Genomic DNA, 21477 nt, shown 5'->3' with positions numbered 1-21477 from the left:
ATCCACTGGACAATTTCATCTTCCGTCCGCACTTTTCAAGGGAAATATCAAAAATACCAAAGGAAAACCAACCTATAGTTTTTTCTAATAACAAGCCATAGGCACTTATAAGAATCGTCAATAGCTCGTTTGAGCATTCCAACTAATATACAGCCACCAAACAAGCTATACAAAGGATTTGAGATGCTGGTCTCAAGTCTTTTTCTTTTGACCAAAAGAGTGATATAGTTTCAAACTATATCAAAGCCTAATTATTTACAATTATACAGACAGTTTCTTTTCTGTTAAGATAGTTTCAACAACAATTTTTGGAGGACACATCATGTCAACTACTATCATCGGTTTCCCTCGTTTGGGCGAATTCCGCGAATTAAAATTTACAACTGAAAAATACTTTAGAAAAGAAATCTCAGAAGAAGAACTCCTTGCAGCCGCAAAAGACTTGCGCGCAAAACACTGGAACATTGTCAAAGAAAAAGGCATCACTGAAATCCCATCAAATGACTTTTCTCACTATGACAACTTCCTAGATGCGGCCTTCCTCTTCAACGTGGTTCCTGCATCTGTTCAAAACTTGGAATTATCAGAACTTGAGCGCTACTTTGCTTTGGCGCGTGGTTACCAAGGTGAAAAAGGGGATGTTCGTGCCCTTCCAATGAAGAAATGGTTCAACACCAACTACCACTACATCGTTCCTAAGTTTGAAAAAGACACTCAAGTTAAATTGGCTGGTCATAAGATCTTTGATGAGTTCCAAGAAGCAAAAGAACTTGGATTGAACACTCGTCCTGTTCTTGTAGGTCCATTCACTTTCCTTCAATTATCAGACTTTGAAGAAGGCGTGAAAGCAGAAGACTTTGTAGATAGCTTAGTAGCTGCTTACCAAGAAGTTTTTGCTAAATTGGCGGAACTTGGTGCGACTCGCATCCAACTCGACGAAGCGGCTCTTGTCAAAGACTTGACAGCTGAAGAAAAAGCTCTCTTCTTGAATCTCTACAACAAACTCTTGGCTGACAAAAAAGGTCTTGAAGTCTTGCTTCAAACTTACTTCGGTGACGTTCGTGACGTTTACGCTGATCTTGTGAACTTGCCAGTAGATGCCATCGGTTTGGACTTCGTTGAAGGTAAGAAAACTCTTGAACTCGTTAAAGGTGGTTTCCCAGCGGACAAGACTCTTTATGCAGGTATTGTCAATGGTAAAAACATCTGGCGCAACAATTACGAAAAGAGTTTGGCTGTTCTTGAGCAAATCCCAGCTGAAAACATCGTTTTGACAAGCTCATGCTCCCTTCTTCATGTACCATTTACAACTGCTAACGAAGAATTTGAGCCAGCTATCTTGAACCACTTTGCCTTTGCGGTTGAAAAATTGGAAGAACTTCGTGACTTGGATGCTATCCGCAACGGTCAAGGCGCAGAAGCTCTTGCAGCTAACAAAGAACTTTTTGCGACTGAACGTGTGGGTGAAAATGCAGAACTTCGTGCGCGCATCGCTGGTTTGACGGAAGCAGACTACACTCGTTTGCCAGCCTTTGCTGAACGTGAAGTCATCCAAGAAGACGCTTTCAAACTTCCAGCTCTTCCAACAACAACCATCGGTTCATTCCCTCAAACAAAAGAAGTTCGTGCAAAACGTTTGGCCTTCCGTAAGGGTGAGTTGACTCAAGAAGAGTATGACGCTTTCCTTGCTGAAACCATCGATGAATGGATTAAATGGCAAGAAGAAGTTGGATTTGACGTACTTGTACACGGTGAGTTCGAGCGTAACGACATGGTTGAGTACTTCGGTCAAAACTTGTCAGGTTACCTCTTCTCTAAGAATGGTTGGGTACAATCATACGGTATGCGTGGGGTGAAACCACCAATCATCTGGGGTGATGTCACTCGTCTCAACCCAATCACTGTCAAATGGTCTAGCTACGCACAAAGTCGTACGGACAAACCTGTTAAGGGTATGTTGACTGGGCCTGTTACCATCCTCAACTGGTCATTCCCACGTGAAGACATCTCTATCAAGGATTCTACTCTTCAAATCGCTCTTGCTATTAAGGATGAAGTTCTTGACCTTGAAGCTGCAGGTGTGAAAATCATCCAAATCGACGAGGCTGCTCTTCGTGAAAAATTGCCACTCCGTCGTAGCGACTGGTACGAAGACTACCTTGACTGGGCCATTCCTGCCTTCCGCTTGGTACACTCAACAGTTGCGCCAGATACTCAAATCCACACTCACATGTGTTACTCAGAATTTACAGATATCATCCCAGCTATCGACAACATGGATGCGGACGTTATTTCCTTTGAAGCAAGCCGTTCAAACCTTGAAATCTTGGACGAACTCAAAGCGAAAAACTTCCAAACAGAAGTGGGACCTGGGGTATACGATATCCACTCACCTCGTGTGCCAAATGAAGGCGAAATCGACCACACAATCGATGCTATTCTTGCCAAAGTTCCAAGCAAGAAAGTTTGGATCAACCCTGACTGTGGTTTGAAAACACGTGGTATTCCAGAAACAAAAGAAAGCTTGATCCGCCTTGTAGAAGCTGCAAAAGCTGCGCGTGAGAAATTGTAAGATTCGATTTCTCTCCATACAATGGTTGTTCAAAAAGAAATCAACTAGAAAAGGTTATTACATATGTCACGCCAAACACCGTCACTCTCATTTGAAGTGTTCCCTCCAAACCCAGCAGTGGGTAATGATAAAATTATTTCTGCCTTGCAGGATATGCGAGAGTTAACACCGCACTTTATCAGTGTGACTGCTAGCAATAATAAATTTAATATCAAGGAAACAACGGTTCGTTTGGCTGACTTTATCCAGAATGACTTGGCGATTCCAACTATTGCCCACTTACCAGCTATCTATCTGACCAAGGACAAGGTTGCTGAAACCATTGCAGACTTGGATAAGGTTGGGGTACAGAAAATCTTGGCCCTGCGTGGAGATATCATCCCAGATGTGGAACCACAAAAGGATTTCCGCTATGCAACGGACTTGATCGAGTTCATCAAGGAACAAGCCCCTCACTTTGATATTGTTGGCGCTTGCTATCCAGAAGGGCACCCTGACTCGCCAAACCAGATCTCGGATATTCAAAATCTCAAGAAGAAAGTGGATGCAGGCTGTTCAAGCCTTGTAACGCAGCTTTTCTTTGACAATGAGCGTTTCTATGATTTCCAAGACAAGTGTACCTTGGCAGGGATTGATGTTCCTATTCATGCGGGGATTATGCCCATTCTGAACCGTAACCAAGCGCTTCGTCTCTTGAAGACTTGTGAGAATATCCACCTTCCACGTAAATTTAAGGCCATCTTAGACAAGTATGAGCATGACCCTGAGTCGCTCAGAGCAGCAGGACTTGCCTATGCCGTGGATCAGATCGTGGACTTGGTGACCCAGGATGTCGCAGGTGTGCATCTCTACACCATGAATAATGCTGAAACAGCCAAATACATCCACCAAGCAACCCATGCCTTGTTTAATCATAAGTCTTTAGGATAATAAAAAGCAAACCATTCTTCTCAGGTGAGGGGAATGGTTCCTTTTTAATAGAAAAGCCCGCACTTTTTAAGAAAAATATGATAAAATAGACTCTGTACGTACTTGATACAAAGATGAGGGTATAAAATAATACAATGCATTCAAATTGCAAGATTTAGCGACACGAGCGAGTCAAATCGATATTATTTGACAAAGGAGTTAGTAAAGCATTTAGCTAATCGCATGATAGCGATTAGCGTGAAAGGCTTAGATGCTTTAGCATCAATCCTTTCTAATGATTTGTATCTTGATAATTGAACACGCCTACAACTCTGTGGAAAAAGATAAATCTACCTAGGAGCAGTCGCTCCGTCGTTCGATTTCCTATTTTCCTTTGAGTTGCTTAACGGCTTAGTATCTTGATCTTTGTAGGCAAGGCGTATAATTTCATCAATCCAAAGGGGATTAAAATGACAAAACAAGTGTTTCAAACGACTTTTGCGGGTCGTGAGTTAATCGTAGAGACTGGTCAGGTTGCTAAGCAAGCAAATGGCGCTGTTGTTGTGCGTTACGGTGAGTCAACTGTACTGACTGCGGCCGTTATGTCTAAGAAAATGGCAACTGGGGATTTCTTCCCACTTCAAGTCAACTACGAAGAAAAAATGTATGCGGCTGGGAAGTTTCCTGGTGGCTTTATGAAACGTGAAGGACGTCCTTCAACAGATGCGACTTTGACAGCGCGTTTGATTGACCGTCCAATCCGTCCGATGTTTGCGGAAGGTTTCCGTAACGAAGTGCAAGTGATCAACACTGTGCTTTCTTATGATGAAAATGCATCTGCACCAATGGCAGCCATGTTCGGTTCATCTTTGGCATTGTCTATCTCAGATATTCCATTTGACGGACCAATCGCTGGGGTACAAGTGGGCTATGTCGATGGTCAAATCATCATCAACCCTACTCAAGAACAAGCAGAGCAATCTCTTCTTGAATTGACAGTAGCTGGTACCAAGCACGCTATTAACATGGTTGAGTCTGGTGCCAAAGAATTGTCAGAAGAAATCATGTTGGAAGCCCTTCTCAAAGGGCACGAAGCAGTCAAAGAATTGATTGCCTTCCAAGAAGAAATCGTTGCTGCAGTTGGTAAAGAAAAAGCAGAAGTGGAACTGCTTCACGTAGATGCTGAATTACAGGCTGAAATCATCGCAGTCTATAACAGCGACCTTCAAAAAGCCGTTCAAGTCGAAGAAAAATTGGCTCGTGAAGCTGCTACTCAAGCAGTTAAGGATCAAGTAACTGCTGTTTACGAAGAAAAATATGCAGACCACGAAGAATTTGACCGTATCATGCGTGATGTGGCTGAAATCTTGGAACAAATGGAACACGCTGAAGTGCGCCGTTTGATCACAGAAGATAAGGTTCGTCCTGACGGTCGTAAGGTCGATGAAATCCGTCCTTTAGATGCGCAGGTTGACTTCCTTCCTCGTGTGCATGGTTCCGGTCTCTTCACTCGTGGCCAAACTCAGGCTCTTTCAGTCTTGACCTTGGCTCCGATGGGGGAAACTCAAATCATCGATGGCTTGGACCCAGAGTACAAGAAACGCTTTATGCACCACTATAACTTCCCACAATACTCTGTCGGGGAAACTGGTCGTTATGGTGCGCCAGGTCGTCGTGAGATTGGTCACGGTGCTCTTGGTGAGCGTGCTCTTGCTCAAGTCTTGCCAAGTTTGGAAGAATTCCCATATGCTATCCGTCTAGTAGCAGAAGTTTTGGAATCAAACGGTTCTTCATCTCAAGCATCTATCTGTGCGGGAACACTTGCCCTTATGGCTGGTGGTGTGCCAATCAAGGCGCCAGTAGCTGGTATTGCTATGGGACTTATCTCAGATGGAAATAACTACACAGTATTGACAGATATCCAAGGATTGGAAGACCACTTTGGAGATATGGACTTCAAGGTTGCAGGTACTCGTGACGGGATTACAGCTCTCCAAATGGATATCAAGATCCAAGGGATTACTGCGGAAATCTTGACAGAAGCCCTTGCCCAAGCCAAGAAAGCTCGTTTTGAAATCCTTGATGTGATTGAAGCAACCATTCCAGAAGTTCGTCCAGAATTGGCGCCAACTGCTCCGAAAATTGATACCATCAAGATTGATGTAGACAAGATCAAGATTGTCATCGGTAAAGGTGGAGAAACCATTGACAAGATTATCGCTGAAACAGGCGTTAAGATTGATATCGACGAAGAAGGTAATGTATCTATCTACTCTAGCGACCAAGATGCCATCAATCGTACTAAAGAAATCATTGCTGGTTTGGTTCGTGAAGCCAAAGTGGATGAAGTTTACCATGCCAAGGTTGTTCGTATCGAGAAATTCGGGGCCTTTGTCAACCTCTTTGATAAGACAGATGCACTTGTGCACATTTCTGAAATGGCTTGGACTCGTACCAACCGTGTCGAAGACTTGGTAGCTATCGGCGATGAAGTTGATGTTAAGGTTATCAAGATTGATGAAAAAGGCCGTATCGATGCCTCTATGAAAGCTCTTCTTCCTCGTCCACCAAAACCTGAGCATGATGAAAAGGGCGAAAAGTCTGAGAGACCTCACCGTCCACGTCATCACAAGGACCACAAACCTAAGAAAGAAGTTACAGAAACACCAAAAGATTCAGAATAAGAAAAGGAGAAATGTATGGGATGGTGGCGCGAAACCATTGATATTGTAAAAGAAAATGATCCAGCGGCACGCAACAGTTTGGAGGTTCTACTGACCTATCCAGGTGTCAAGGCCTTAGCTGCCCACCGTCTCTCGCATTTTCTCTGGAAGCACGGCTTCAAACTCCTGGCTCGGATGCACAGTCAGTTTTGGCGTTTTTGGACCCAAATCGAGATTCATCCGGGTGCCCAGATTGACTCAGGTGTTTTTATCGACCACGGTTCAGGATTGGTAATTGGAGAGACAGCGATTGTTGAAAAAGGCGTTCTTCTCTATCACGGAGTGACTCTTGGTGGAACAGGGAAGGATGTTGGCAAACGCCATCCGACTGTGCGTAAAGGAGCTCTCATATCGGCCCATGCCCAAGTTATCGGACCGGTAGAAATCGGTGAAAATGCCAAGGTCGGTGCTGCTGCAGTAGTCGTCGCAGACGTACCTAGTGATGTGACAGTTGTCGGTATTCCAGCTAAGATCGTCCGAGTTCATGGACAGAAGGATGAACCAATGATCCACGAAGTCGAAGAAAAACGAGAGTACTACGTCAATAAACTCGAGCATGCTAGAGAAGCTAGTCACAGGTCTTCTGGTTTGTAGAGAGTTGTAATGCTTTAGGTAGGAGGTTAGGTAAATGCTGTTAGAAGAATTCGAAAATGTACCTGCTGTTATCGAACCAACTGATCGAAGTATTCGTGGTGGTGGAGAAATTTGTGATACGATTATTTTATCTTTTAATGGAGAAATCGTTGAACGAGTGAAGCAGTTTGAAGGTGTTTATGAAGCTGGCTATCTAACCAATCTAAATGGCAAATTCCCATGGTATATCTATGAAAAAGAAGGGAGAAAGGTAGCAGTTGCTATGGCTACTATTGGAGCCCCAATGGTTGTAGGACTCTTAGAAGAACTCAAGGCAAGAGGATTTAAGAACTTTATTGTTTTGGGTTCTTGCGGAGTTTTAGATCAGTCTATTCAGGCAGATAAAATAATCCTACCAAGTTCAGCTCTACGTGATGAAGGTACAAGTTACCATTATGCTCCTGCTAGTGATGAGGTAGTTTATGACGAAACTCTGCTCTTAACCATGGAAGAGGCTTTGAATAAATCTGGTATTGAGCACATTCGAACAAAGGCTTGGACTACAGATGCTTTCTATCGTGAAACAGCCGATAAGGTCAAACGTAGACTAGCAGCAGGTGCGACTGTTGTGGATATGGAAGCCTCAGCAATTATGGCTTGGGCACAATTTCGACAAGCAAAAGTTTATCAATTTTTTTATACGGCTGATTATGTTGACTATCACAATCATGAGTGGGATGCAAGATATGAAGAAAGAAAAGCAGATGCTGTGACTTTTTTTGAGATAGCATTAATGATTGCTAGAGAGTTGGATTGAAATTACTCTCTACTAATAAGTAAGAAAGGAGACAGTGAGTGATTAAAATCTATGACACCATGTCTCGTGAATTGCGAGATTTCGTCCCTATTGAGGATGGTAAGGTTAAGATGTATGTTTGTGGGCCAACCGTGTATAACTATATCCACGTGGGGAATGCCCGTTCGACGGTGGCTTTTGATACCATTCGTCGTTATTTTGAGTACCGTGGGTATGAGGTTACCTATATTTCAAATTTCACGGATGTGGATGATAAGATTATCAATCGCGCCAAGGAAGAAGGCATCACGCCTCAGGAGGTTGCGGACAAGTACATTGCGGCCTTTCGTGAGGATGTATCAGCTCTGGGTGTAAAACCTGCGACTCGTCATCCGCGGGTGGTGGAGTTTATGGCTGACATCATCCGTTTTGTGGAAGACTTGATTGAAAAAGGTTTTGCCTATGAGAGTCAAGGGGATGTTTACTTCCGTGTGGAAAAATCTCACAACTATGCTAAATTAGCCAATAAAACCTTGGAAGATTTGGAGCTGGGTGCTTCAGGTCGTACAGATGAAGAAACGGCACGTAAGGAAAATCCTGTGGACTTTGCCCTCTGGAAGGCAGCCAAGCCGGGCGAGATTTCCTGGGACAGTCCTTGGGGAGCAGGTCGTCCGGGCTGGCATATCGAATGTTCGGTTATGTCAACAGAGATTTTGGGCGATACCATTGATATCCACGGTGGTGGAGCTGACCTTGAGTTTCCTCATCATACCAACGAAATTGCCCAGTCTGAAGCTAAAACAGGTAAGACCTTTGCTAACTACTGGATGCACAATGGCTTTGTCAATATCGACAATGTCAAGATGTCCAAGTCCTTGGGCAACTTTATCACTGTCCATGATGCATTGAAGACTATCGACGGCCAAGTGCTTCGTTTCTTCTTTGCAACTCAACACTACCGCAAACCCATCAACTTTACGGAAAAGGCAGTTCGGGATGCCGAGACTAATCTCAAGTATCTAAAAAATACTTACGAACAACCATTTACAGGAACTGTAGATGCTCAAGAATTACAAGCATTTAAAGATAAGTTTGTAGCCGCTATGGATGAGGATTTCAACTCTGCCAACGGTATCACAGTAGTCTTTGAAATGGCCAAATGGATCAACTCAGGCAACTATGATGTAAGTGTCAAGCAAACTCTTGCGGCTATGTTAGAGGTCTTTGGTATTGTCTTTGTTGAGGAAGTTTTGGATGCAGAAATCGAAGCCTTGATCCAAAAACGCCAAGAAGCGCGTGCTAATCGTGACTTTGCCACAGCAGACCAAATCCGTGACCAATTGGCGGCTCAAGGAATTAAGCTCCTTGACACCAAGGATGGAGTGAGGTGGACACGTGATTGATGTCAATCTCATTAACGGTATTGCCCTCGCCTTTGAGGGGGATGCTGTCTACTCCATGTATATCCGCCGTCACCTCATCCTTAAAGGCATGACCAAGCCCAATAAACTCCATCAAGAAGCGACCAAGTATGTCTCGGCCAAGGCTCAGGCTCGTCTGATTTCTCTTATGTTGGAGGAGCAAGTCCTTACGGAAAAAGAAGAAGAAATCTATAAACGTGGCCGCAATACCAATAGTCACACAAAGGCTAAAAATGCGGATGTCGTGACTTATCGTATGTCGACTGGATTTGAAGCAGTTATGGGCTATCTTCATCTGACAGAAAATGTGGAGCGCTTAGAGGCCTTGATTTCGTGGTGTATCCAAAAAGTGGAGGAGTAGAAATGCTTGCAAAAGAATTACTAGACTGGTTTCCTGAGGCACAGATTTCAGATCAGCCGATAGAGAAGCCAGGATATCTTACTCTTCCTCTGTCTTCGCAGCAGTGGATTTTACTGGAAGAGAATAATCTCACTGAGCGTGAAAAGCAGTTAATTTCCCTTTTAACCCAGCAGGAGCAGGCTCGTTCGCTCAATCCCTGGTATTCCTATCTGATTGAGGGCAAGGGGCAGGCGCCTCAAACTTTTAAAAAGATACAACTGGTGTATTGCCATCTTTCCTATTTTCAGCAGGAAAATCTAGCCTCTTGGCTGGATATGATGCAGACCCTCTTTCCTAACTGCCAGACAGTGTTGCAGGTCGGAGCACAGGATTATGTCTTCGTGCTCCAACAAGATAGATACACCTCTGTACGAGCTATTTTAAGTGATACGATTGAAGCGGTTGAGTATGACTTTGGACTTCGTCTCTCTATCATGTTAGGTCAGATCTGGTCACAGACTGGATATCAGCCCCTGTCAGATTTAATCCAAGCAGAGCGGGACTTGTTTAAGACTTGGTGGCGTCAAGGGCATCAAGGTGTTCATACTTTTTCACAGCTCTATCTCTGGAGTCTTGGGGAAGGGTTGGTTGACCTTAGAATTATCAAAGACTGCCTTCGTCAGTTGATTCTGGGTCAAGATCAGATTCAGGAAATTATTCTTTCTCTCTGGGAAAACAGTGCTGTCTTAACGAAAACAGCCCAGCAACTCTACCTGCATCGCAATTCTCTCCAATACAAGATTGACAAATGGGAAGAATTGACTGGACTGCAGTTAAAAGAATTGACAGATTTGACCTTATGTTATCAGTTGATTTTACCAGATATTCTCTAAAGTTTTGTGCAAGTTGCACAGAACTTTTTTGTTTTTTTGGTCACCTTGCCATAGAAATGTAAAGCGTTTTCATTTATAATAAAACTATCAAAATATAAAAGGAGTTCACCTTCCATGGTAGAATTAAATCTTAAAAACATTTACAAAAAATATCCAAACAGCGAACACTACTCAGTTGAAGACTTCAACTTGGACATCAAAGACAAGGAATTTATCGTTTTCGTAGGTCCTTCAGGATGTGGTAAATCAACAACTCTTCGTATGATTGCTGGTCTTGAAGACATTACAGAGGGTACTGCATCTATCGATGGTGTGGTTGTCAACGACGTAGCTCCAAAAGACCGTGACATCGCCATGGTATTCCAAAACTACGCTCTTTACCCACACATGACTGTATATGACAACATGGCTTTCGGTTTGAAATTGCGTAAATACAGCAAAGAAGACATCGACAAACGTGTACAAGAGGCTGCAGCAATCCTTGGCTTGAAAGAGTTCTTGGATCGTAAACCTGCTGACCTTTCAGGTGGTCAACGTCAACGTGTTGCCATGGGTCGTGCCATCGTCCGTGATGCAAAAGTGTTCTTGATGGACGAGCCTTTGTCAAACTTGGATGCCAAACTTCGTGTATCAATGCGTGCAGAAATTGCGAAAATCCACCGTCGTATCGGTGCTACAACTATCTATGTAACTCACGACCAAACAGAAGCGATGACACTTGCAGATCGTATCGTTATCATGTCAGCAACTAAGAACCCTGCTGGTACAGGTACTATCGGACGTGTAGAACAAATCGGTACTCCTCAAGAAGTTTACAAAAACCCAGTTAACAAATTTGTAGCAGGATTCATCGGAAGTCCAGCTATGAACTTCATCAACGTAAAATTGGTTGGTGGTGAAATTGTTTCTGACGGTTTCCGTTTGAAAGTTCCAGAAGGAGCATTGAAAGTTCTTCGTGAAAAAGGCTACGAAGGTAAAGAATTGATCTTCGGTATTCGTCCAGAAGATGTGAATGCAGAACCTGCTTTCCTTGAAACTTTCCCAGAATCAGTTGTAAAAGCAACCATCTCTGTATCAGAATTACTTGGTTCAGAATCTCACCTTTACTGCCAAGTTGGTAAAGATGAATTTGTAGCCAAAGTTGACGCTCGTGATTACTTACAAACAGGTGCAACAGTTGAACTTGGATTTGACTTGAACAAAGCACACTTCTTTGATGTAGAAACTGAAAAAACAGTCTACTAAGCAAATGAAATGTCAAAACACTGCTAGAGAAATCTGGCAGTGTTTTTTTAATGATTGGTATTGGCATAAAAACAGGTTTTTCTAGTTTTCATATCCTTAAAAAAGTGATAAAATGGTAGGAAGAATTGGAGAGTATAGATGCCGAAAGAAGTGAATTTGACGGGCGATCAGGTAGTCGCTTTAACGAGAGAATATTTAACAAAGGAAGACGTTGCTTTTGTACAAAAAGCTTTGATTTATGCGGTAGATTGTCATAGTGGGCAGTTTCGGAAATCAGGTGAACCCTATATTATCCATCCCATTCAGGTAGCAGGAATTTTGGCTAAGCTTAAGCTGGATGCCGTAACCGTTGCCTGCGGTTTTTTGCATGACGTTGTTGAAGACACAGATGCGACACTGGATGATCTGGAGAGAGAGTTCGGTCATGATGTTCGGATTATCGTTGATGGGGTGACCAAGCTTGGTAAGGTTGAGTACAAATCACTCGAGGAACAATTAGCTGAAAATCACCGCAAGATGCTTATGGCCATGTCTGAGGATATCCGTGTTATCTTGGTTAAATTATCGGACCGTTTGCACAATATGCGGACTCTCAAACACCTACGAAAGGACAAGCAAGAACGGATCTCCAGAGAAACCATGGAAATTTACGCACCACTTGCTCATCGTCTAGGGATTTCCAGTGTCAAGTGGGAGTTGGAAGATCTATCCTTCCGTTACCTCAATCCAACTGAGTTTTACAAGATCACCCACATGATGAAGGAAAAACGTAGAGAGCGAGAGGCTTTGGTCGATGAAGTCGTAACCAAGTTGGAGGACTATGCTACCGAACGCAATCTCAAAGGGAAAATCTATGGTCGTCCTAAGCATATCTATTCGATCTATCGCAAGATGCAGGATAAGAAGAAACGCTTTGAGGAGATTTATGACCTGATTGCCATTCGCTGTATCTTAGATACCCAGAGTGATGTCTATGCCATGTTGGGTTATGTGCATGAACTTTGGAAACCCATGCCAGGCCGCTTCAAAGACTATATCGCCAATCGTAAGGCCAATGGTTACCAGTCCATCCATACAACCGTTTATGGGCCAAAAGGGCCGATTGAATTCCAGATTCGGACCAAGGAAATGCACGAAGTGGCTGAGTACGGGGTAGCAGCTCACTGGGCCTATAAGAAAGGCATTAAAGGGAAGGTCAACAGCAAGGAGTCTGCTATTGGGATGAACTGGATCAAGGAGATGATGGAGCTCCAAGACCAGGCTGATGATGCCAAGGAATTTGTGGACTCTGTTAAAGAAAACTATCTGGCGGAGGAGATTTACGTTTTTACCCCAAATGGTGCAGTTCGCTCCCTTCCAAAAGATTCAGGACCGATTGACTTTGCCTATGAAATCCATACCAAAGTCGGTGAAAAAGCGACTGGTGCCAAGGTCAATGGCCGTATGGTTCCACTGACAACCAAGCTCAAGACAGGGGATCAGGTTGAAATTATCACCAACCCCAACTCCTTTGGACCGAGTCGTGACTGGCTCAACATGGTCAAGACCAGTAAGGCGCGCAACAAGATTCGCCAGTTCTTTAAAAATCAAGACAAGGAATTATCCGTTAACAAGGGCCGTGAGATGTTGATGGCCCAGTTCCAAGAAAACGGTTATGTGGTCAATAAATTCATGGACAAGCGTCACATGGACGAGGTCCTTCAAAAGACCAGCTACAAGACAGAGGAAGCTCTCTATGCAGCCATTGGTTTTGGAGAAATTGGCGCTATTACCGTCTTTAACCGTTTGACCGAAAAGGAACGCCGTGAGGAAGAGCGTGCCAAGGCCAAGGCGGAGGCAGAAGAACTTGTCAAAGGTGGCGAAGTTAGGGTTGAAAATAAAGAAACCCTCAAGGTCAAGCATGAGGGTGGTGTGGTCATTGAAGGGGCCTCAGGTCTCTTAGTGCGGATTGCTAAGTGTTGCAATCCAGTTCCGGGTGACGACATTGTTGGCTACATTACCAAAGGTCGTGGTGTAGCTATTCACCGTGTGGACTGTATGAATCTCCGCGCTCAAGAAAACTACGAGCAACGTCTCCTTGATGTGGAGTGGGAAGATCAATTCTCAAGCAAGGAATACACTGCCCACATCGATATCTATGGTCTCAATCGTACAGGGCTCTTAAATGATGTTCTGCAAGTTCTCTCCAATACGACCAAGAATATCTCAACCGTTAATGCTCAGCCAACTAAGGATATGAAATTTGCTAATATCCATGTCTCCTTTGGTATTTCCAACCTCTCTACACTGACCACAGTCGTGGACAAGATTAAGAGTGTGCCAGAGGTTTACTCCGTCAAACGGACTAACGGCTAATTCTCCCTTCAGTCACTAGAAAGGCTATTATGAAAATCATTATCCAACGGGTTAAAAAAGCCCAAGTGAGTATTGAAGGTCAAGTTCAGGGAAAAATCAATCAGGGACTCTTATTGCTGGTTGGTGTTGGACCAGAGGACCAAGAGGAAGATTTGGACTATGCTGTGAGAAAGCTCGTCAACATGCGAATTTTTTCAGACGCGGAAGGCAAGATGAACCTGTCCGTCACGGATATCAAGGGGGAAATCCTCTCTATTTCTCAGTTTACTCTCTTTGCGGACACTAAGAAGGGCAATCGTCCCGCCTTTACAGGTGCAGCCAAGCCAGATATGGCAGCCTCCTTTTATGAGCATTTCAATCAAAAGCTAGCACAAGAAGTGCCCGTTCAGACAGGTATCTTTGGAGCGGATATGCAGGTTGAGCTGGTCAATGACGGACCAGTTACCATTATCCTTGATACTAAAAATAGATAAGAAAACCAAGCCCAGCTGGCTTGGTTTTTGTTTATAGACACTCCCAGAAAGAGATATGTTTGTCGTAAAAGTCTGGATAGTTTTCTCTTATGTGGCTAGCCATTATATAATAAAACGTAGAATGACAAGAAGTAACGATTGGCATAAGAGAGGAAAATTGCTGATAACTGGTGAAGACTAAAAGGACAAATAATAGAAAATCGCTAATGAGCACCCCCAAATAGTAGAAGCAAATCTTTTTATTGATTTGAGGATAAATCTCAGCGAAATGATGTTTGAGTCGGACAACCAAGCGAAATAGCAGTAGTGCCTGAGCAAGGATGAAAATAAAACCAGAGAGCAGGAGCCAGTCTACAGAGGGATCGGTTTTGGAGATAAAAATTGCGAATAGTAGCAAATCGCTGACTGCAATGGCTGCAAAATGGATTCTAAAGAGCTTTTTCATAGGAAAACCTCCCTCTTTTATCTAGTTTCATTCTACACCAAACGAATGGGACTTACAAGCAAAATAATAAAAAATCCCTGAAAGGAACTTCTTTCAGGAATAAGGGGTTAGTTGATTTTTTCGACATAGAGTTGTTTGGCGATATCGATGCTAACTTGGAGATCTTCACCCTTGTTGACTAGAGTAAAGCTATTGGAAAAGCCATCAAACTGCTTAACTTGGAGTTGGTCACCAATATGAATCTCATACTTTTCTAAGTATTTGAGCAGATCAAAGCTATCGTGAACCCGAGTCAGGAGGTAGGTACCGGCTTCTTTGGTCTCTGCTAGTGGTAAGTTGTTGATTTCGACCAAGAGCTCTCCCTTGGCTGGGATGGTTCCTCCGTGGGGGCAGTTTTTAGGGAAGCCCAGCAGTTTATCCAGTCTCTCTACGAAGAGATCGGATACAGTGTGCTCTAGGACCTCAGCTTCTTCGTGGATCTGGTCACTGGTATAGTCGAGATGGTGAACTAGAAAGACTTCAATCAACCGGTGTTTGCGATAGAGTTCTGAGACCAGTTTGAGGCCAATATCTGTCAATAGATAGCCGTTCTCCTTATCCTTGAGGATGAGATTTTCACTTTTCATGCGTTTGATCATCTCTGTTACGGCAGGTGGAGAGACTTGCATACGGGCAGCAATTTCTTTATTGGTAATTTTTTGCATCTCCGTACCGATTTCATAAATACATTTTAGATAATCTTCTTTGTTTGGCGTCATTCGTTTCCTCTTGTCTTTTCTCTCCATCTAGTATATCAAAAAAAGCTAGATTTCTCTAGCCTTCTGCCCTAATGGCTTTGATTTTAGTCCAGTTCTTTCACTGCAGCAATGGCAGCTTCAAAGTCTGGTTCCGTGTTGATGTTATCAACGTATTCTACGTAACGGATGACATTATCAGTGTCGAGAACAAAGACAGCACGTGCAAGGAGATGCCATTCGTTGATCAAGAGGGCATAATCGCGCCCGAAAGAATGGTCAAAGTAGTCTGAAAGCATGATGGCATTGTCAAGGCCTTCAGCTCCACACCAGCGTCCTTGTGCAAATGGTAGGTCCATAGAAACGGTAAGAACGACGGTATTATCAAGGTTGGCAAGTTCTTGGTTGAATCGACGTGTTTGCGTTGAGCAGATACCAGTATCGATAGAAGGGACAACACTCAAAACTTTTTTCTTTCCATCAAAGTCAGCTAGTGTTTTTTTAGAGAGATCGGTTGTAGTGAGAGAAAAGTCAAGTGCCTTGTCTCCGACTTGCAGTTGTTTACCTGTAAAGGTTACAGGATTTCCGAGAAAAGTGGTCATGAAACTACTCCATTCTTTTTTCTTTTATTTTACCGAGAATTGTCAGATTTTTCCAATGATTTGACTGGAAATTAAGGGACAAAAAAACGCCCATTCACGTGAGAACGACGTTTTTTAATGGATTACTTAGACAAACCTTCAGCAATCTTGTCAAGGTTGTATTTCATCATGCTGTAGTAGCTGTCGCCTTCTTTACCTTCTTCAGCGATTGAGTCAGTAAAGATTTGTGCGTAGATTGGGATATTTGTGTCTTGTGAAACAGTCTTCATTGGACGGTCATCGACACTTGATTCAACAAAGAGTGATGGAACTTTTGTTTGGCGAAGTTTTTCAACCAAGGTCTTGATTTGTTCCGGTGTTCCTTCTTCTTCTGTGTTGATTTCCCAGATGTAGGCACTTGGGACACCGTAGGCTTTAGAGAAGTATTTGAAGCATCCTTCGCTGGTTACGATGAGTTTCTTCTCAGCAGGGATATTGTTAAATTTCTCTTTGGCTTCCTTGTCTAGTTTATCTAGTTTTTCAGTATAGTCTTTGAGATTTTTTTCGTAAAATTCCTTGTTGTTAGGATCTTTTGCAATCAGCTGTTTAGCGATATTTTTAGCATAAATCATCCCATTTTCGAGGTTGAGCCAAGCGTGTGGGTCTTCTTTGCCTTTCTCGTTTTGACCTTCAAGGTAGATAACATCAACGCCTTCGCTAACTGCAAAGTAGTCTTTGTTTTCAGTTTTCTTGGCATTTTCGACCAATTTGGTAAACCAAGCATTGCCACCTGTTTCAAGGTTGATACCGTTATAGAAAATCAAGTCAGCTTGAGAAGTTTTCTTAACGTCTTCAGGAAGTGGTTCGTATTCGTGTGGGTCTTGACCAACAGGAACGATACTGTGAAGATCAATCTTGTCACCAGCGATATTCTTGGTAATATCAGCGATGATTGAGTTTGTAGCAACAACTTTTAGTTTTTGACCAGAAGCTACATCTTTTTTTCCGCTAGCACATGCGACAAGTGCAATGACGGAAAGAAAGAGTACAAGCAATGTACCTAATTTTTTCATTAGATTCCTCCAGAAGGGTTTCCCCGTTATTTAATGATTTTTTTGTTTTTCAGTTTCAAGTATCGTTGCTTAGGAGAGATAAAGAAACTGATTAGAAAGAAGCTGGCGGATGTGAGCACGATGCTAGATCCTGCTGCGAGATTGAAACTATAGCCGATAAAGAGTCCTACAACAGAAGCCAGAGCTCCAAGACTTGATGAAAGAAAAATCATGCTCTTTAGGCTATTAGCATAGAGATAAGCCGTCGCGGCTGGAGTGATTAGCATGGCCACGATAAGAATGGTTCCAACACTTTGCATTGCGGTGACAGACACAAGGGTCAAGAGCACCATGAGCAGATAGTGGTAGAAATTAACGGGCATTCCCATGGCCTTAGCCAGGAGCTCGTCAAAGGATGTAATCAATAGTTGTTTAAAGAAAATCCCGATAATCAAGAGAATGACTGCGCCCACACCAATGGTAATCCACATGTCCGTATCTTGGACAGCGAGGATATTCCCAAAAAGGATATGGAAGAGGTCTGTTGAACTCTTGGCAACACTAATCAAGATGACACCTAAGGCTAAGAAAGATGAAAAGGTAATACCAATGGCAGTGTCACTCTTGATGATAGAGTTTCCCTTGATGTAGGTAATGATGATGGAAGCCATCAAACCAAAGATGATCGCTCCAATAAAGAAATCAATTCCCAGGATAAAGGAAAGGGCTACGCCAGGCAAAACTGCGTGAGAGATGGCATCTCCCATGAGAGACATCCCACGTAGGATGATAAAACATCCCACAGCTCCAGCAACAACTCCGATGACTATAGCTGTTATCAAGGCGTTTTGTAGGAAATGGAAATGTTGTAATCCATCGATAAATTCTGCTATCATAGGTCACCTCCATTGAAAAAGAGTTTGCTACCGTAGGCCTTTTTGAGATTGGCCTCGGTAAAGGTTTCTTCGGTCGGACCAAGGTCTATTAATTCTCGATTGAGAAGCAAAACTTGGTCGAAATAATGGGGGACTTTACTGAGGTCATGATGGACGATGAGAACTGTTTTACCAGCTTTTTTAAGGTCTCTCAGCGTATTCATGATAATCTCTTCACTGATCGAGTCAATCCCGGCAAAAGGCTCATCTAAAAAGATGTAGTCAGCTTCCTGCACTAAGCAACGGGCAATCAAAACACGTTGGAATTGTCCTCCTGAGAGCTGGCTGATTTGGCGATCAGCATAGTCTGAGAGCCCAACGATTTTAAGTGCATCTGCCACTTTTTTCCAGTGGCTGGACTTTAAAGTGTGGAAGAGCGGGATGGATGGATAGAGTCCCAGAGAGACGCATTCCTTGACCTTGATAGGGAAATTGTAGTCGATATGGATTTTTTGCTCGACATAGGCAACTCGATGTAAAGATTTCTTGAATTCTTTGTCATCGAGAAAGGCCTGACCTTCATGTGGGATAATTCCCAACATACTTTTTAGTAAAGTTGATTTTCCAGCACCGTTTGGACCAATAATTCCGGTAATAGTTGGTCCGTGGAGCACTAGTGAAATATCCTTTAGTGCCAACGTTTCTTTGTAGGAGACACTGAGGTGTTCAATACGTATCATAACAAATTCCTCCCTCCTGTATTTAATATACCTTAAAAAAAAAATTAAGTCAAGTTAATTTTTAAAAAATTTAAAATAATAACTGAAAAATGAGAGACCGTTTTTAATTGCATTCCCAAGTGTTTTTTGCTAAGCTAAGAATAAGTGAAAAAATGAAAGCGAGAACAAGATGACACGTTATCAAGACGATTTTTATGATGCGATTAATGGCGAATGGGAAAAAACAGCTGTCATTCCAGCTGACAAATCTCGAGCAGGCGGTTTTATTGACCTTGACGAGGAAATTGAAGAGTTAATGCTGGCAACAACGGACAAGTGGTTGGCAGGAGAGGATGTCCCAGAGGATGCTATCCTCGCAAACTTTGTTAAGCACCATCGCATGGTACGCGATTTTGACAAGAGAGAAGCAGATGGGATCAAGCCCGTCCTTCCTCTGCTCAAGGAATACCAAGACTTGGAGAGTTTTGCAGATTTCACTAGCAAATTAGCCGAGTTTGAACTAGCTGGTAAACCAAACTTCCTTCCCTTTGGAGTATCACCTGACTTTATGGATGCCAGAACCAATGTTCTATGGGCTAGTGCACCAGGAACAATCTTGCCAGATACAACCTACTATGCTGAAGACCATCCTCAACGTGAGGAACTCTTGACGCTTTGGAAGGAAAGTACTGCGAATCTTCTCAAAGCCTACGATTTCTCAGATGAGGAAATCGAAGACTTACTAGAGAAGAGATTGGAATTGGACCGTCGAGTTGCAGCTGTGGTGCTTTCTAACGAAGAAAGTTCAGAATATGCCAAACTCTATCATCCATACGCTTATGAAGATTTCAAAAAGTTTGCCCCTGCCCTACCTCTAGATGACTTCTTCCAAGCCGTTCTTGGACAAGTGCCTGACAAGGTTATCGTAGACGAGGAACGTTTCTGGCAAGCAGCAGACCAATTCTATAGTGAAGAAGCGTGGCCTCTACTTAAAGCAACATTGATTTTGGGCGTTGTCAATCTCTCAACAAGCTATCTCACAGACGAGATTCGTGTCTTGTCAGGTGCTTATGGTCGTGCTCTTTCAGGTGTTCCAGAAGCTCAGGACAAGGTCAAGGCAGCTTATCACTTGGCTCAAGGTCCTTTCAAGCAAGCCCTTGGTCTCTGGTACGCGCATGAAAAATTCTCTCCAGAAGCTAAGGCAGACGTAGAGAAAAAAGTAGCGACTATGATTGATGTTTATAAGGAACGCTTGGCTAAGAACGACTGGCTCACGCCTGAAACGCGAGACAAGGCCATTGTCAAACTCAATGTCATCAAGCCTTATATCGGTTATCCAGAGGAATTGCCAGAACGCTACAAGGACAAGGTAGTGGACGAAACTGCTAGTCTCTTTGAGAATGCCCTAGCTTTTGCGCGTGTGGAAATCAAGCACAGCTGGAGCAAGTGGAACCAACCGGTTGACTACAAGGAGTGGGGCATGCCTGCTCACATGGTTAATGCCTACTACAATCCTCAGAAGAACTTGATTGTCTTCCCAGCTGCCATTTTACAGGCTCCATTCTATGATTTGCATCAGTCGTCTTCAGCTAACTACGGTGGTATTGGTGCTGTTATTGCCCATGAAATCTCTCATGCCTTTGACACAAATGGTGCGTCCTTTGATGAAAATGGTAGCCTCAAGGATTGGTGGACAGAGAGTGACTATGCTGCCTTTAAAGAAAAAACGCAGAAAGTTATCGACCAGTTTGATGGGCAAGAATCTTACGGTGCAAGAATCAACGGAAAACTAACCGTGTCTGAAAACGTTGCTGACTTGGGAGGAATTGCTGCAGCCCTTGAAGCTGCTAAGAGAGAACCAGACTTCTCAGCTGAAGAATTTTTCCACAACTTTGCTCGTATCTGGCGTATGAAAGGCCGTCCTGAGTTGATGAAACTCATGGCCAGTGTCGATGTGCACGCGCCTGCCAAACTCCGTGTTAATGTCCAAGTACCAAACTTCGATGACTTCTTTACAACATACGATGTCAAAGAAGGCGATGGTATGTGGCGTTCACCAGAGGACCGTGTGATTATTTGGTAAGACAAAAACCAAGGAAATTTTCCTTGGTTTTTTGCTTGCTAGAAAAAGGGATTAAAAGTCTTTTCGTGAGCGATAGTCGTAGCTGGACCATGCCCAGGATAGACATCGTAGTTAGGAAGAGTAAAGAGTTGCGTCTGAATGCTATGGAGGAGTTGTTCCGTGCTACCGGTAGGAAGATCGGTCCGTCCGATGGTTTCTCGGAATAGAGCATCTCCCGTCAAGACTAGATGAGCATCAGGAAAGACCAGAGAAACACCGCCAATAGAGTGGCCTGGGGTCGGTAAAACTGTAAAACGAAATTCCTCAAGCTGGTATTCCTCATGAAAGACAAAGGTGTGCTCTGCTGGTTTTGCGACCACATCTGCCATATCATCATGACGAGGGAGACCAGAGAGATTATCGACTGGAGTGTAAAGCCAGCTAGCTTCGCTCTCTGCTACATAAACTGGAGGATTTCCAAAAGTTTCACGAACCAAGTCCAGACTCATAATATGGTCGTAGTGGGTGTGGGTCAGGAGAATCGCACAGACGGGTTTGTTGATTTTCTCAATAGTCTTGCGAATAGCTTCCCAATGGCTACCTGGGTCAACCACAATCAGGTGTTGGTCCCCTTCCAGATAATAAGTGTTTTCATAGGCAATGGGATTTACGGTTTTATGGATTTTCATACTGGCTCCAATCTCAAAGA

At 43.3% G+C, this 21477-nt stretch carries 19 protein-coding genes; 12 read left to right on the top strand and 7 right to left on the bottom strand.

The annotated features are described in order from the left end of the window. Window positions 1–322: 322 nt before the first annotated feature. The 11 genes from metE (at window position 323) to dtd (ending at window position 14300) form a co-directional block, all read left to right on the top strand. Window positions 323–2572, top strand: a complete 2250-nt coding sequence (metE, locus tag M9H69_RS07775; RefSeq protein WP_250315310.1) for a 5-methyltetrahydropteroyltriglutamate--homocysteine S-methyltransferase — start codon at window positions 323–325, stop codon at window positions 2570–2572. 63 nt (window positions 2573–2635) lie between these two features. Further along, window positions 2636–3502: a methylenetetrahydrofolate reductase [NAD(P)H] gene (metF, locus tag M9H69_RS07770; RefSeq protein WP_250315309.1), complete on the top strand. Its 867-nt coding sequence runs from the start codon at window positions 2636–2638 to the stop codon at window positions 3500–3502. 449 nt (window positions 3503–3951) lie between these two features. Beyond that, entirely contained in the window at window positions 3952–6165 is a 2214-nt protein-coding gene (pnp, locus tag M9H69_RS07765) for a polyribonucleotide nucleotidyltransferase (protein ID WP_250315308.1), read from the top strand. Between the two features lie 15 nt (window positions 6166–6180). Next, window positions 6181–6798: a serine O-acetyltransferase gene (gene cysE / locus M9H69_RS07760; RefSeq protein WP_000539958.1), complete on the top strand. Its 618-nt coding sequence runs from the start codon at window positions 6181–6183 to the stop codon at window positions 6796–6798. A gap of 34 nt (window positions 6799–6832) precedes the next feature. Beyond that, a complete protein-coding gene (locus M9H69_RS07755) occupies window positions 6833–7594 on the top strand; it encodes a nucleoside phosphorylase (protein ID WP_250315307.1) in 762 nt (253 codons plus the stop codon). A gap of 38 nt (window positions 7595–7632) precedes the next feature. Continuing rightward, window positions 7633–8976, top strand: coding sequence for a cysteine--tRNA ligase (gene cysS, locus M9H69_RS07750; RefSeq protein WP_250315306.1), 1344 nt, complete (start codon window positions 7633–7635; stop codon window positions 8974–8976). Continuing rightward, on the top strand, window positions 8969–9355 hold the full coding sequence (locus tag M9H69_RS07745) for a Mini-ribonuclease 3 (RefSeq protein ID WP_250315305.1): 387 nt from the start codon (window positions 8969–8971) through the stop codon (window positions 9353–9355). The genes cysS and M9H69_RS07745 overlap by 8 nt, the downstream gene beginning before the upstream one ends. 2 nt (window positions 9356–9357) lie before the next feature. Next, window positions 9358–10227, top strand: a complete 870-nt coding sequence (locus M9H69_RS07740) for a helix-turn-helix domain-containing protein (RefSeq protein WP_250315304.1) — start codon at window positions 9358–9360, stop codon at window positions 10225–10227. A gap of 114 nt (window positions 10228–10341) precedes the next feature. After that, window positions 10342–11472 (top strand): ABC transporter ATP-binding protein, encoded by a 1131-nt coding sequence (locus tag M9H69_RS07735; protein WP_000229941.1) that lies wholly within the window; start codon window positions 10342–10344, stop codon window positions 11470–11472. 138 nt (window positions 11473–11610) lie between these two features. Then, window positions 11611–13827, top strand: coding sequence for a RelA/SpoT family protein (locus M9H69_RS07730; RefSeq protein WP_250315303.1), 2217 nt, complete (start codon window positions 11611–11613; stop codon window positions 13825–13827). A 29-nt stretch (window positions 13828–13856) separates the two neighbouring features. After that, complete coding sequence (gene dtd / locus M9H69_RS07725; protein WP_250315302.1) at window positions 13857–14300, top strand: D-aminoacyl-tRNA deacylase; 444 nt, start codon at window positions 13857–13859, stop codon at window positions 14298–14300. Between the two features lie 31 nt (window positions 14301–14331). Here dtd and M9H69_RS07720 read toward each other — a convergent pair whose 3' ends face one another. The 6 genes from M9H69_RS07720 to M9H69_RS07695 form a co-directional block, all read right to left on the bottom strand. Then, complete coding sequence (locus M9H69_RS07720) at window positions 14332–14745, bottom strand: hypothetical protein (protein WP_250315301.1); 414 nt, start codon at window positions 14743–14745, stop codon at window positions 14332–14334. Window positions 14746–14852: 107 nt separating this feature from the next. Beyond that, entirely contained in the window at window positions 14853–15503 is a 651-nt protein-coding gene (locus M9H69_RS07715; protein WP_250315300.1) for a metal-dependent transcriptional regulator, read from the bottom strand. 83 nt (window positions 15504–15586) lie between these two features. After that, window positions 15587–16081: a thiol peroxidase gene (tpx, locus tag M9H69_RS07710; protein WP_000206539.1), complete on the bottom strand. Its 495-nt coding sequence runs from the start codon at window positions 16079–16081 to the stop codon at window positions 15587–15589. 122 nt (window positions 16082–16203) lie between these two features. Then, a complete protein-coding gene (locus M9H69_RS07705; RefSeq protein ID WP_250315299.1) occupies window positions 16204–17133 on the bottom strand; it encodes a metal ABC transporter substrate-binding protein in 930 nt (309 codons plus the stop codon). A 26-nt stretch (window positions 17134–17159) separates the two neighbouring features. After that, window positions 17160–18008: a metal ABC transporter permease gene (locus M9H69_RS07700; RefSeq protein ID WP_250315298.1), complete on the bottom strand. Its 849-nt coding sequence runs from the start codon at window positions 18006–18008 to the stop codon at window positions 17160–17162. Next, window positions 18005–18727, bottom strand: a complete 723-nt coding sequence (locus M9H69_RS07695; RefSeq protein WP_250315297.1) for a metal ABC transporter ATP-binding protein — start codon at window positions 18725–18727, stop codon at window positions 18005–18007. The genes M9H69_RS07700 and M9H69_RS07695 overlap by 4 nt, the downstream gene beginning before the upstream one ends. A 169-nt stretch (window positions 18728–18896) precedes the next feature. On the opposite strand from M9H69_RS07695, the gene M9H69_RS07690 reads away from it, so the two are divergent. Next, on the top strand, window positions 18897–20789 hold the full coding sequence (locus M9H69_RS07690) for a M13 family metallopeptidase (protein ID WP_250315296.1): 1893 nt from the start codon (window positions 18897–18899) through the stop codon (window positions 20787–20789). A 38-nt stretch (window positions 20790–20827) separates the two neighbouring features. On the opposite strand, the gene M9H69_RS07685 is transcribed toward M9H69_RS07690, so the two are convergent. Beyond that, window positions 20828–21457, bottom strand: coding sequence for an MBL fold metallo-hydrolase (locus tag M9H69_RS07685; protein WP_033583455.1), 630 nt, complete (start codon window positions 21455–21457; stop codon window positions 20828–20830). Window positions 21458–21477: the final 20 nt, after the last annotated feature.

The organism is Streptococcus oralis, from assembly GCF_023611505.1.
GTDB classification, from domain to species: Bacteria; Bacillota; Bacilli; order Lactobacillales; family Streptococcaceae; genus Streptococcus; species Streptococcus oralis_CT.
The sequence above is the reverse complement of the archived record's forward strand: the minus strand, read 5'-3'. Positions and strand labels throughout refer to the sequence as shown.